Genomic DNA, 13,093 nt, shown 5'->3' on the forward strand with positions numbered 1-13,093 from the left:
GCAAAGCCGCCGTGGTAATGGCTTAGTGTTTTGTAGTAAATACATGAGCGATGATGAGGCAAAAACAGCGCTCCTTAATAACGTAGAAGGCAAACCTATTAATGAGCCGCGCGTTATTAAATACCGCACCGGTACACGGCGTAAACATTGGAACAAAAACTGTGTTGCTATTGGCTTGGCAAGTGGTTTTATTGAGCCGCTTGAATCAACCAGTATTCATTTAATTCAGCAAAGCATTATTAGATTAATGCAAAACATGCCAACCAAGGCAATTGAGTCGTGTTATCAAGATGACTTTAATAACAAAATGCGCTTTGAGGCGGAAAATATCCGCGACTTTATTGTACTGCATTACCACGTAACGCAGCGCACCGACAGCGACTTTTGGCGTTACTGTAAAAATATGCCAATACCAGAGTCGCTCGCTAAACGCCTTGAGCTATTTAAACAAAGCGGGCATGTTTATAAAGCAGAGCAAGAGCTATTTGGCGAAGCATCGTGGTTACAAGTGATGTTAGGGCAAGGGCTAGTGCCGCAAAATTATCACCCCATTGTAGATAGCATGAGCGATGATGAGCTTAAACGATTTTTAGAATCAATAAAAAATCATGTGGCTAAAAAAGCAAATAGCTTACCGAGTCACATTGATTTTATTAATCATTATTGCAAGGCTAAGTAAGTATTATGCTAACACTTGGCAATAACTTACAGCCAGAGTATGAGTTTATAGGGCAAGAGCAAACGCCAATTATTATAATTGACGACTACCTTAGTGAGCCGCAAAAACTTATAAAATTAGCGCAAAGTGCTGCTCAAAGTAATGGAGAGTTTAAACCCGACGAACTCACTCAATACCCAGGTTTACGTATGCCGCTGCCAAAGCAATGTGTGGTTGATTACTTAAAGCCTCTTATACAGGGGTTTTATAACGTATTTAATATTGGGCAAACACTTACCCCATACCCAAAAGATAATGCCTTATCGTTAATTACTAAAACGGAGCAGCAGCTATCACCAATACAAACCTTGCCACACTTTGATACCAACGATCCTAACCTAATTGCCATTATTCATTACCTTGGAGAGGGGCCGCATGGCGGAACGGGGTTTTTTAGGCATAAAAAAACAGGGTTTGAAACAATAAGCACAAAGCGCAAAAACACGTATTTAACGCATGCTCAACACATTCTTGAGTGCAGTAACACAAAACCTAGTTACTGCACCCCACAGCACAGTGAGTTTGAATGCTACAAGCACATACCCTACAAGCCAAATAGGCTTATTGTGTTTCCTGGGTATTTGCTGCACACCAGTTTACTTAATACAGCCACCGATATTTCACCGTGTCCACAAACAGGGCGGTTAACGGCCAATATGTTTGTTCATTTTAAATAGGAATACTATGTTTTTTTCTTTACCTAGATTCGCATATAAGGGTTGGCTATTAAGCTTTGTTGTATTGGCGCTGAGTATGGCAACAGTGCAAAAAAGTCATGCTACAGGGTTTGATACCCTCCCTAAAAAGCAATTTAATGTGCTGCTATTTACAAAAACCGCAGGGTGGCACCATAAGTCGCAAACCGAAGGCGTTAAAGCGCTAGAAGGCTTAGCCGATAAGCACTTTTTTAATTTAATTTGGCACGAAGAAAGCCATTATTTTAACGACGATTACTTAAAAAATGTTGATGTAGTAGTGTTTTTATCAACCACAGGCGATATTTTAAACCCAAAAGAGCAAGCCGCGCTTGAACGATTTGTAAAAGCAGGTAAAGGCTTTGTGGGTATTCATAGCGCATCAGACACCGAATACGATTGGCTGTGGTATCAAAAGCTGGTGGGGCGCACCTTTAACATTCATCCTGTTATTCAAACCGGTGTATTAAGCAAAGTGCCTAATACTAACTTTATTGGCTTAAGCCATATGCCGCAGGAAATGCTTTGGACTGACGAGTGGTACGAGTTTGGGCCAGAGCTCACTAAGTTAAACTACTTACTCACGGTTGATGAGCAAACTTACAACCCAACTGCCGATTGGGGTAATAACAAAACAGGCTCAGGCATGGGATCGTTTCATCCTATTTCGTGGTATCACAATTACGATGGCGGCCGCTCATTTTATACCGCTCTTGGGCATACTAATGCGGTGTATAGCAGTGAGTTTTTAACCGAACATATTTATGGCGGTATTTATTGGGCTGCAACAGGTAAAGGGTTAAAAAGCAGTAATTAATGAATAACTCATAAATGTACTTTTTAGTTTTATTTACATCGTTCAAGGCCGCTTTTTTAAGCGGCCTTTTGCATTTTAGGCACTGTTTAAACACCTCACTCATTTCACTTAGTTTATAAAATAAACAAATAATTTTGAGAATTGCTTGATCAAATGGTCAAGAAGACTATATTAAATTTGCACGCTGATATAATTCAAATAAAGAGGATAAACATGAAAGTATTTTTTAAAATAACAACTTTATTGTTAACACTAATAAGCTATCAATCACTTGCTGCATTTAATAATAACCCATCGAGTGTAGGCGCCGACAGTTCAGGGACATACCGTAACCTCGCACAAGAAATGGGTAAAACAAATATACAGCAAAAGGTGAATAGTACTTTTGACAATATGTTTGGCTATAACAACACTCAACAACTTTACTACCCGTACACCGAAAACGGTGTTTATAAAGCACACTACATAAAAGCAATTAACCCAGACGAAGGCGACGATATAAGAACAGAAGGGCAATCGTGGGGAATGACCGCCGCTGTTATGCTCTACAAGCAAGAAGAATTTGATAACCTATGGCGCTTTGCTAAAGCGTATCAAAAAAATCCAGACAATCACCCTGATGTAAAAAAACAAGGCGTTTACGCGTGGAAACTAAAGCTTAATCAAAACGGCTTTGTTTATAAAGTAGATGAAGGTCCGGCTCCGGATGGCGAAGAGTACTTTGCGTTCGCACTACTTAATGCGTCAGCCCGTTGGGGTAATTCGGGCGAATTTGATTATTATGCTGATGCCATTACCATGTTAAACACAATTAAAAACAAGCTGATGCAAAACCAAATAATCCGTTTTTCACCTTACATTGATAACCTAACAGACCCTTCTTATCATATACCTGCGTTTTACGACTACTTTGCAAATAACGTGACTAATCAAGCCGNGACAAAAATTACTGGCGACAAGTGGCTACAAAAAGTAGAACCTTACTTAAAAACCATTTTACAAAAGTGAATGATAATCCGCATTGGAACTTACCTACATTTTTATCGCGCTTAGATGGCAGCCCTGTTATTGGCTACATTTTTAACGGCCAAGCAAACCCAGGTCAATGGTATGAATTTGATGCATGGCGCGTAATTATGAATGTTGGCTTAGACGCGCATTTAATGGGTGCTCAAGCGTGGCATAAAAGCGCAGTAAATAAAGCACTGGGCTTTTTAAGTTATGCAAAAACTAACAACAGTAATAACTGTTACGAGCAAGTGTATTCGTACGGTGGAGCGCAAAACAAAGGCTGTGCAGGCGAAGGTCAAAAAGCCGCGAATGCAGTAGCGTTACTTGCTTCAACAAACGCTGGGCAAGCAAATGAGTTTTTTAACGAATTTTGGTCTTTATCGCAACCAACGGGTGACTACCGTTACTATAATGGTTCGTTATATATGTTAGCTATGCTGCATGTATCGGGCAATTTTAAGTTTTATAACAACACGTTTAATTAAAATAACGGTGCCTAAGTAGCAAAAATCTAAGTAGCAAAAGCTTAGGCAGCAAAAACTTAAATAATAAAAAACCGGTGTAACCAAGTTACACCGGTTTTTGTGCTTAACGAGTGAGCTTAACTTTCCCTTTAATAAGTTACTTAACTAATTTAGCTAATTAGCCAAACCCGCTACTTTTACATCAAGCGTAAACAAGCCCTTAGCGGTGGTTATTAATAATGTTTTGCGATTTTTACCACCAAACGCAAGGTTGGTTACATTAGGGCCCAGTTCAATTTTATCGATAAGTAAGCCGCTTGGCGTGTAAATATTAATAACGCCTTCTTTGTGGCTGCTAACGTAAATATTGCCAGCAGAGTCTACTTTTATACCATCGGGCGAGGTTACTTTAATAAAGTCTTCGCGCGGTGAAATATCACCGTTTTCATCGATAGTGTATTTGCTTACGCGGTTGCTAAAGTCGCCAACATAAAGGGTACGTTGATCGGGCGAGAGCGCAACACCGTTGGGCTTTTCAAGAGTAGCGTCAATTAAACTAAGTACGCCTGTATTGCTTAACTTATACACACCAGTATAAGGCATTTGTTGAGTGCGTTCGCCTATTTGCCAGTTAGGATCGGTAAAAAATATATCGCCATTTTTATGCATAGTCATATCGTTTGGCGAGCTAAAGCTTAGCCCATCAAACTCGCTAACTATTACGGTATTAGTTTTACTTTTTATATTAATTTTAGAAAGCGACTGCGTACTATGGTTAAGCGTATAGAGGTTCTGCCCTTTGGCATACAAGCCGTTTGTACCACTGTGTTTTAAATAAGTGGTGAGGGTATTGGGCAGCACTAATTTATAAATGGTCGAATCAGGGCCAAGTGCTTGCGAGCTAGCAAAGTTCATTTCTGAAAAATAAAACGCATTGTCTTGGCTTGACCACGTAGGCCCTTCTAAAAACAAAAGCTCGTCACTAACAAGTGTGGGCTTAACGCCTTTTATTAATGGTGACTGCTCATTGCTTTGGCTGTTTACAGCGTTTAACAAAGGTGTATTTTCAGGTTGTTGTGCCAGCGCTGCTTTATTAAAGCAGAGCATTAATACAACTAAGCTTAGCGTTTTTTTGTGTGTTTTTAGCATGGACGTTTACTCAGGTTTGTTTAATTTATAATTAATGGTCATTTTGACTATATCATTTATTTTTTTCGTTGTATGATATTTATCGAAAATAATAACGATTCAACGGAGCACACACATGCATAAAAAACACACACTCAGCCTGCTTTTACTTGCAGGATCTTTAAGCGTAAACGTTGCACAAGGCCAAGACCCAGCCCCAGCCCTTAAAAACACCTTTGCAGACTCATTCAAAATGGGGGTTGCTGTAAATCAAGATATAGTGACAGGCAAAAACGCAGCCGCGCAGTCAATTATTGCTAAGCAATTTAATACAGTCACCCTTGAAAACGCTATGAAAGCTGAAGTAATTTATCCGCAAAAAGGTAAGGTCGATTTTAGTGGTGCAGATGCGTTTATAGATTTTGCCAAGCAAAATAATATGTTTACCGTAGCTCACACCTTAGTGTGGCATAACCAAACGCCCGACTGGTTTTTTACAAATAGCAAAAATGAGCCAAATACCCCAGCACAGCAGCTTGAGCAAATGCGCAAACACATAGAGCTTGTAGCAGGGCGCTATAAAAACAAAGTAGATGCGTGGGATGTAGTTAACGAAGTAATTGCTGATGACGGCTCTTATCGCCCAACTGTGTGGGTTAACCGCGTAGGTGATGGCGATACTATGGTAAAAGCCGCGTTTAAATACGCCCAGCAGTATTCACCTAATACCGAGCTTTACTACAATGACTTTAATGCATGGCGACCAGAAAAAAGAGACGGCATTATACGTATGATCAAAATGCTGCAAAAAGAAGGTATTCGAATCGATGGCATTGGCATACAAGCGCACTGGGGGCTTAATTTTCCTAAAATGCAATATATTGAACAAGCCATCGATGCATACGCCGCGCTGGGTATAAAAGTGATGATCACCGAGCTTGATATAGACGTGCTGCCTTTAACAAAAGAAGGGCAGATTACCGGCACCGATATGATGAAACCACAGTTTCAGTTAGAAGAGTTTGAAACCTACCTCGACCCATACAAAAATGGCTTACCTAGCGACGTAGAGGCGCAATTAAACGCCCGTTATAAAGCCTTGTTTGAACTGTTTTACGCAAAACGCGACAAGATAGACCGCGTAACCTTTTGGGGATTACACGATGGTATGTCGTGGAAAAACGACTACCCAATCCCAAACAGAACAAACTACCCGTTGTTATGGGATCGTAATTTAAACCCTAAGCCGATTATTAAAACAATTGCTGATGTAGTTCAGTAAGCAATTTAATGTGTAAAATGTAAAGCCGAGTGTTTTTAAATACTCGGCTTTTTTGTGTTTGAAGTTGTTACAAAGAAAAATAATGAGCAACCGCTTCACTAACTTAGCTAGTTAGTGATTTTAAATATCCTGATTTTACGCAAGTGTTATACGTTCAGATACCACTATGCCTTTTATAAAAGTATTCACCTTACGATTTAACCACCTAGGCAAATATAAAAGTAGAACAAATTTTAATCTTGATACTTATTGTTAATTAGACTATAACAGTGTTGGTTTTAGGTTAATTTAATGATGATATATTCACACACACGATATAGAACAGTAAAAATTTAATTTAAACCTTAACTATAACTAATTGATTATTAGATTCTCTTTGTGGTTTTTTACAAGGTGAATATTAATAATTAAAGAGATATTACAATAATAAATATAGATGACAGTCTATTTTTACTAGTAAGTTGTAGTCAAATTGAATAATAGATAGTTTGAAAGTGTTGTAAAAAACACTTTGAGCATATTTATTCACTTAAATGACGTTTATTGCATCTAGTTAAAAAACGACTCATTTATTGCTTTAGTCTAAGGAATAAAAAATGAAAAAATCGATTTTTCGTAACACCGGATTAGTGACCTTAGTGTCGCTATTAGTGGCGTGCGGGGGGAATAAAAGTGATACGCAGATACCTGAAGTACAAATACCGGAAGTGGTAGCACCTGATACTCCAGAGCCTGAAGCCCCAATTGCGGCTGNGGATTAGAGGAAGACACTGCAGGTCAAACAACGCCCGTCGGAAATTGGGTATTTAGACCTGTTCAAGAATTAAGCGCTTCTTCAACTATAGAAGTAATTGAATCACAAGAAGGCATTAATACCTATAAAGGGACAAAAGCGGTAGAGGTTATCGTTAGTGAATTAGGTGATAACCCTTGGGGTATTGAAATAGCTTATGAGGACATTCCTGTCACTGGAGGTAAAAATTATGAGTTTAGTGTTTGGACCAAAGGTGAAGAGGGAACCAGTGCCGATTTTTGGATTCAAACACCCGCTCCAGATTATGGTCAACTTAGCCTAGTAAAAGAAACACTAACGGGAGAGTGGCAAAAAATAACATTAACAGCCGCAACGGCTGAAGCTGACTCATTAGTTAGATTAGCAATTCACTTTTCAAAAGAAGAGAACATTAACAAATCTATATATATTGACGAATTTTCAGGCTTTATTTTAGACGATGTACCAGCAGAAGAAATACCTGATGTTCAATACAGCGAAGTGACAGCACAAAGTTTAAAAGCATTGGCACCTAATTTTAATATTGGTGTAGCTGTACCTGCTGGTGGATTTGGTAACAGTATAATAGATAGACCAGAGATTAAAACGCTTATTGAACAACACTTTAATCAGCTCTCTGCTGAAAATATTATGAAGCCTACCTATTTACAACCAACCCAAGGTGAATTTTTTTACGATGATTCTGATGAGCTAGTTAACTACGCCAAAGACAACTCACTTACTGTACATGGTCATGTTTTTGTGTGGCACTCGCAAATAGCACCTTGGATGCAAAGTTTTCAAGGTGATAAAAGCGCTTGGGTAACTATGATGGAAGATCACATAACACAAGTTGCAACTCACTTTGAAGAAGAGGGTAATAACGATACCGTAGTGAGCTGGGATGTAGTTAACGAAGCGTTTATGGAAAATGGTAAATACCGTGGTGAAAAAACCACTGACGACAGTGCCGATGAATCAGTTTGGTTTGAAAATATAGGCGCTGAGTTTTTACCCTTAGCCTATAAAGCGGCAAGAGCAGCCGATCCTGATGCCGACTTATACTACAACGATTATAACCTTATTTGGAATGCTGATAAATTAGATGCCGTTATAAATATGGTTAACGATTTTCACAACAACGGCGTGCCTATTGATGGTATAGGGTTTCAATCTCATATTTCACTTAACAGCCCTGACATTTCAACCATTCAGGCACATCTTCAAAAAGTGGTCGATATTCGCCCTAAAATTAAAGTGAAAATTACCGAGCTAGATGTTCGTATGAACAACGAAGGCGGCATTCCTCTAACTTACCTAACCAGTGAAAGAGCGGATGAACAAAAGCAGTACTACTACGATATTGTTAAAACATACCTAGAAACTGTACCTGAAGATCAACGCGGTGGCATAACTATTTGGGGCGTAATTGACGAGGATAGCTGGTTACAAAACTGGCCAGAGCCAACAACAGAATGGCCACTGTTATTTTTTAATGACTTTACTGCAAAACCTGCCTTACAAGGATTTGCTAATGCATTAAAAGAGTTAATTGAAGTTGTACAACCAGCACCTTCATCAGAGCTGCTAACTAATGGCGACTTTGAAGCAGGACTTGATTCATGGCAAGCGCGCGGAAGTGCAAGCATAACCTTAGAGTCAACCCAAGCCCACAGTGGTAATAATAGCGCTTTAGTACAAGGGCGTACGGAAACGTGGAACGGTATTCAAAAGGATGTAAAAGGCTTATTTAGCGCAGATAAAACGTATAACGTATCTGCATGGATTAAGTTAACTGACGATACCAGTACCGTTTCACCAGATATAAAACTCACGCTACAAATAGAGCACACTAGCACTGAGTATCTAGAGCTTACGCCTGTTACAACCGTTGCAGCAGGCGACTGGGTTCAGTTATCAGGTACTTACACACATTCAATTGCAACGCAGGAAAGCGCCGCTTTACTTTATGTTGAGTCAAGTGAACTCACCGCTGACTTTTATGTGGATGATGTATCGGTAACCTTGGTCGAATAATAAGTTTAACTAAAAGTAATTAACCCCAGATTAAATAGTCTGTATTTTTATACAGACTATTTTTTTGCGCTGGCTTTTTTGTTTTTTGCATGATGCAGCAGAACAGAACGAATTACGTAATCAGAGCCTAGTATTTTTAAATACTAGGCTTTTTTGGTTTTCTTAATTCACTTTTGATTGCGGCATTATCAGTTCATACTTTAAACCCGATTATATGAATTAATGCTATTTTTTAGGTCTTAATTATAATGGTTGATTGTGAAGATAAATTAACATAGCCTTAAAATAATTAAATTCACGTGATAAAATTAGAAAATTAGAAAATTAGAAAATTAGGAATTAATATGAGTTGGTTGATAGAAAACAAGGAATGGCTCTTTAGTGGAGCAGGTCTTGCTGCTTTAGGATTAATATATAAATTTATTTATAAAAAAGAAGATAAACCAATATCAGAAAATAATAATAGTATTGTAATCAATAATAATCCCCCCCATAACAATACTTATGAGAAAGAGATGCACCCACAGGGAAAAAGTGCAATGCCAAATAAAACTTTAGAAGATTATAAAAATTCAACAAGAATATTGTTTGTTGATGATGACCAAAAATTTAAAGTTGCTAAAATTTTAGTTAAAAGTGGCTGGGTACATACAAAGTTAATTAAGGATATAGGAACTCTTGATCAGCAAGATGTATCTGAGGCTTCGATACTATTTGTTGATGTTCAAGGCGTTGGTGTAGCTATGGGGTTTCAAGATGAAGGGCTTGGCTTAGCGCTAGCTATTAAAGATAAATATCCTCAAAAACATGTAGTTATTTATTCTGCAGAAACTCAGGGAGACAGATTTCACAAAGCTTTAAGAAAAGCAGACTCTTTCCTACCAAAAAATGCAGACCCTTATGAATTTCAAAAGATTGTAGAAGAATTTACTATTGGGGATGAAGTAATTTAATATGGAGATTAGATATAGAGCTTTCAATAACGACGGTGAAATTATTTTTTGTAATTTAGAGACTAGTGATAAATTATCAATAAAAGATATAAATACTCCATCACAAAAAATAGGAAATAAAAGAGCAGGAACGATGACTGTTGAATCAGGAACTATCATCGGTTTTACTTCTAATAAGGATCTACTGAAAAGTTCCTCTAAATTTCGTACAAATCTCAGCTTTATAGCTAACTCATTAAAATATTTAAATGAAATAATAAAAGATTCTAATGATAAAGTTAATAAAAGTACAAGTAGATTGCTCCATAATTTAACAAGTTTAAACGCTCATAATATTCAAGAAATATACTCTCTAATTCCACAAGATCTTCTTGCTAAAAAAAATTCAGGTCAAGTGAAGCTTGTCGAAAGCATAATCAAAAAGGAAAGTAGAGAGGCATCCCTCTGCCTATTGAGGCTAGCAAAGAATAACATTGCAATGAAAACAGAGTTTTCAGTTTTTAATAAGCTTTTCGACAAAAACCCTAATTTACAGTTCAAGTTTCATAATGTTCACAAAGTTATGATGAATATATTGTATTTGTTTTTTTCAGATTTCACAGATAAAAATGTAAATGTAAAAATTGAATGTGATGGAAAGAAAAGTGCCTTCTTTGATTATGAATCTATACATGTTGCCTTATTTCACTTAATTGAGAATTCAGTGAAATATATTAAACCTAATACAGAACTAGAAATATCTATTAATGAAATAGATAATAAAATATTAATTTCTTTTGAAATGGATAGTATACAAATTAGAGCAGAAGAGGTTTCTTTGCTTTTTGATGAAGGTTTCTCGGGTGAGCATTCTAAAAAATCAGGGAAGTCGGGAAGTGGAATTGGTTTGAGTCGAGCAAAAAATATTCTTGAACTGAATTCAGCATCGATAAAATTAGATATAAATGAAGATAGTTTACATGGTTATCAGAGCGTTCCATATCAACGGAACATATTTACTATAATATTAAATCGGGATATATCCCTGATAGACACAAGTAAGTAATTGTAAAAAATTAAATGAGTTCAATGTAAACAGCCTGATCTAATATCAGGCTGTTTTATTTCCTCTAAAAGCGAAGCGTCTCTTAACCTCTTTGTGCATAATTCACTTAGTCTATTTCACTAAAAAACTAAAAAATCAAACCTACTTAGCCTGATACCTCACTACCACAAACTTAAGCGGCACATCGCCGTTGTTATAAATCCCGTGTACGTCATTAGGCGCTGCAAATAAAATATCTCCGGTGTGAGCTGGCTGGCTTTTGCCATTAAGCGTCCACGTGCCAGAGCCTTCAAGAATCATTAAATATTCTTCATCAGGATGCTGGTGGGCGGGGTGTATTTCGTTATTAGGTTTAATAACCGCAACGCCCGTAATAGCGCCTTTGGTGAGTGGTGTATCGCCGTAAAAGTAAGCATGAAAATCACCGCCTTCGTAGTGAGTAATGTGCGCATCTTTTTGACTCACAATAGCTGATGTAAGTTGTGTGGGTTTATCTGCTGCGTTTACAGGCAATGCAATGGTGGCTGCGGTTGTAAGTAATACGCCGGTTACACAATGTTTAACTGTTAAATGATTCATGGTTGTTATCCTTATTATTTAGCGCTTAGGTTAATTAAATAAACCCAGTCGTTGTTAGGTGTGTTGGGTGGTGTTGCCAGTTGTGTACTCGTTGCGGTATTTACACGAAAGCGTTTGCCGTTTATGTAGTCGTTAGTTCGTGGGTTAAACCAGTTGAGGGTATAACACGCGTTTGGTAATGTGACCTGAGCTTGGCTTGCGTTACTAAAATAAAATAAGTAAAACGTTGAGTTATCACTTAACGCCCAGCCTGTTTTTGTAAGCTCTGGGGTTGGTTTAAGCTTTGTAAAAGGCACGTATTTTTGAAAAAACGCAACAGCGTTGGTCATCGCTAAATAGTAATCTTTGTATGGCGTTAAATCTTGCTCTGTTAAGTCGCCGCCACCGCCTAAATAAAACTCAATACCTGCGCCACCTGCCATAAATGTGGCCCACACATTGCTGTTACGCCACGTATCTACATTGTTTGCATACTCATAAATATAGGCTTCGTCCATGGTGATCACCCACGGGTGAGGGTTGCTTTGAGTAAGCTGGCGGTACTTTAAAACATCGCTATAAGTAGTGTTTGTTTTAAGTTCACCTTGTAAGCTTGCCCCTGTGTAGGCGGGGTAGCCCAAAATATTGTCGTTTGGTTTATCGTAAATGTGGTAGTCGAGCGACGGGCCATTATGTACAACAATATGCTCAGGATAGTAGGTGAGTGATTGAAAGTAATCGGCAAATTGCTTTCTTTGTTTGGTGGTATTGGCTTTTTGTTGTTTATCGTCGCCGCTTGGATCTTGCCAGCCGTTTTCTTCGCCTATATTCCACGTGGTTGCTAAATGATAGCCAAAGCGGGCAAATAACTCGCGATAGTAAATTTTACGACTAACAGCAAAGTCGTTTTTAAGCTGGCTTTCGTTCCATTCAAACAGTGATTCGTTTTCGGTTTCGCTCATTACAAAGTGAGTCATTATGCCTTTTTGCTGCATGTGGCTAAATACAATATCCCAATGAACTAATTTAGATACATCGTAGCGTGTGGTTTGGGTTTTGCTAAGCCATGGCCAAACTTGGTCGCCATCGCCGTAGGCGTTCATGGTTAAAAAGTAATACGCGTTAATGTTAAGCGACGCTAAATAATTTATTAGCCCAATAATGCCTTTAGAAGATTGATGACTACTGTTATCAGTCTCTGTATTGATTGTTTGCCATGTAGGGTCGCTATTTTGCCAATGCTTTATGTGCGCTTGGTAGTTACGCTTTGTGGGAGTGGCATCAAACCCTGAAAAGCCAAGCAGCACTTCGGGGCTGTTAGCACCGGCTTTTAAAAAGTACTCTTTTGAGCTATTAAACTGCAAATAAGGTTTATTAACGTATTCAAGCTTACCTTTGCTTTTAAAGTCTTTACTGCTGGATGATTTAGTGGCGGCGGTAACATTAAACTCGCCTGTTTGTTTATCAAAAAATCCGGCTGATTGCTCATTTGTAACAGTATTTAATGGCACGCTTGCGATATTACTGCCTTTAACAAATGAGAGTGTATAGCGCCATTTGCCAAGCTCGTTGGGCGAAAACAAAACCTGCCATTTGTTGCCTGCTGTTGCATG

The 13,093-nt window shown here is 38.2% G+C and carries 12 protein-coding genes; 9 read left to right on the forward strand and 3 right to left on the reverse strand.

The features are described from left to right. The 5 genes from L647_RS0110500 to L647_RS1000000126395 form a co-directional block, all read left to right on the forward strand. Positions 1-679: tryptophan 7-halogenase (locus L647_RS0110500; RefSeq protein WP_024611072.1), on the forward strand; the 679-nt coding region annotated here is incomplete at its 5' end. Between the two features lie 5 nt (positions 680-684). Continuing rightward, positions 685-1,395: a DUF6445 family protein gene (locus L647_RS0110505; RefSeq protein ID WP_024611073.1), complete on the forward strand. Its 711-nt coding sequence runs from the start codon at positions 685-687 to the stop codon at positions 1,393-1,395. Positions 1,396-1,402: 7 nt separating this feature from the next. After that, positions 1,403-2,230 carry a ThuA domain-containing protein gene (locus tag L647_RS0110510; RefSeq protein ID WP_024611074.1) on the forward strand — a complete coding sequence of 276 codons (828 nt, stop codon included), beginning with the start codon at positions 1,403-1,405 and terminating at the stop codon, positions 2,228-2,230. Positions 2,231-2,443: 213 nt separating this feature from the next. After that, positions 2,444-3,238 carry a glycosyl hydrolase family 8 gene (locus L647_RS1000000126390; protein ID WP_253948857.1) on the forward strand — a complete coding sequence of 265 codons (795 nt, stop codon included), beginning with the start codon at positions 2,444-2,446 and terminating at the stop codon, positions 3,236-3,238. Next, a complete protein-coding gene (locus L647_RS1000000126395; RefSeq protein ID WP_253948858.1) occupies positions 3,235-3,726 on the forward strand; it encodes a hypothetical protein in 492 nt (163 codons plus the stop codon). The genes L647_RS1000000126390 and L647_RS1000000126395 overlap by 4 nt, the downstream gene beginning before the upstream one ends. Before the next feature lie 153 nt (positions 3,727-3,879). On the opposite strand, the gene L647_RS0110520 is transcribed toward L647_RS1000000126395, so the two are convergent. Beyond that, complete coding sequence (locus L647_RS0110520) at positions 3,880-4,854, reverse strand: SMP-30/gluconolactonase/LRE family protein (protein ID WP_024611075.1); 975 nt, start codon at positions 4,852-4,854, stop codon at positions 3,880-3,882. A gap of 115 nt (positions 4,855-4,969) precedes the next feature. On the opposite strand from L647_RS0110520, the gene L647_RS0110525 reads away from it, so the two are divergent. The 4 genes from L647_RS0110525 (at position 4,970) to L647_RS0110545 (ending at position 10,922) form a co-directional block, all read left to right on the forward strand. After that, positions 4,970-6,115 (forward strand): endo-1,4-beta-xylanase, encoded by a 1,146-nt coding sequence (locus tag L647_RS0110525; protein ID WP_024611076.1) that lies wholly within the window; start codon positions 4,970-4,972, stop codon positions 6,113-6,115. Positions 6,116-7,388: 1,273 nt separating this feature from the next. Beyond that, positions 7,389-8,924, forward strand: a complete 1,536-nt coding sequence (locus tag L647_RS1000000124980; protein WP_253948859.1) for an endo-1,4-beta-xylanase — start codon at positions 7,389-7,391, stop codon at positions 8,922-8,924. A gap of 344 nt (positions 8,925-9,268) precedes the next feature. Further along, positions 9,269-9,877 carry a response regulator transcription factor gene (locus L647_RS0110540; RefSeq protein ID WP_024611077.1) on the forward strand — a complete coding sequence of 203 codons (609 nt, stop codon included), beginning with the start codon at positions 9,269-9,271 and terminating at the stop codon, positions 9,875-9,877. A 1-nt stretch (position 9,878) separates the two neighbouring features. Next, positions 9,879-10,922 carry an ATP-binding protein gene (locus L647_RS0110545; RefSeq protein WP_024611078.1) on the forward strand — a complete coding sequence of 348 codons (1,044 nt, stop codon included), beginning with the start codon at positions 9,879-9,881 and terminating at the stop codon, positions 10,920-10,922. Between the two features lie 141 nt (positions 10,923-11,063). Here L647_RS0110545 and L647_RS0110550 read toward each other — a convergent pair whose 3' ends face one another. Together L647_RS0110550 and L647_RS01000000124040 are read right to left on the reverse strand one after the other, a co-directional pair. Further along, positions 11,064-11,501, reverse strand: a complete 438-nt coding sequence (locus tag L647_RS0110550) for a cupin domain-containing protein (protein ID WP_024611079.1) — start codon at positions 11,499-11,501, stop codon at positions 11,064-11,066. A 14-nt stretch (positions 11,502-11,515) separates the two neighbouring features. Further along, the coding region (locus L647_RS01000000124040) for a hypothetical protein (protein ID WP_024611080.1) at positions 11,516-13,093 on the reverse strand (1,578 nt) is incomplete at its 5' end.

The sequence above is a fragment of the Pseudoalteromonas sp. TB64 genome (genome assembly GCF_000498095.1).
Lineage (GTDB): Bacteria > Pseudomonadota > Gammaproteobacteria > Enterobacterales > Alteromonadaceae > Pseudoalteromonas.

Excerpts from the sequence above, each read along its gene's own strand:
- L647_RS0110510 (WP_024611074.1), top strand. The coding sequence starts at position 1,403 with ATGTTTTTTTCTTTACCTAGATTCGCATATAAGGGTTGGCTATTAAGC.
- L647_RS0110505 (WP_024611073.1), top strand. The coding sequence starts at position 685 with ATGCTAACACTTGGCAATAACTTACAGCCAGAGTATGAGTTTATAGGG.
- L647_RS0110540 (WP_024611077.1), top strand. The coding sequence starts at position 9,269 with ATGAGTTGGTTGATAGAAAACAAGGAATGGCTCTTTAGTGGAGCAGGT.
- L647_RS0110545 (WP_024611078.1), top strand. The coding sequence starts at position 9,879 with ATGGAGATTAGATATAGAGCTTTCAATAACGACGGTGAAATTATTTTT.
- L647_RS0110550 (WP_024611079.1), bottom strand. The coding sequence starts at position 11,501 with ATGAATCATTTAACAGTTAAACATTGTGTAACCGGCGTATTACTTACA.
- L647_RS0110520 (WP_024611075.1), bottom strand. The coding sequence starts at position 4,854 with ATGCTAAAAACACACAAAAAAACGCTAAGCTTAGTTGTATTAATGCTC.
- L647_RS0110525 (WP_024611076.1), top strand. The coding sequence starts at position 4,970 with ATGCATAAAAAACACACACTCAGCCTGCTTTTACTTGCAGGATCTTTA.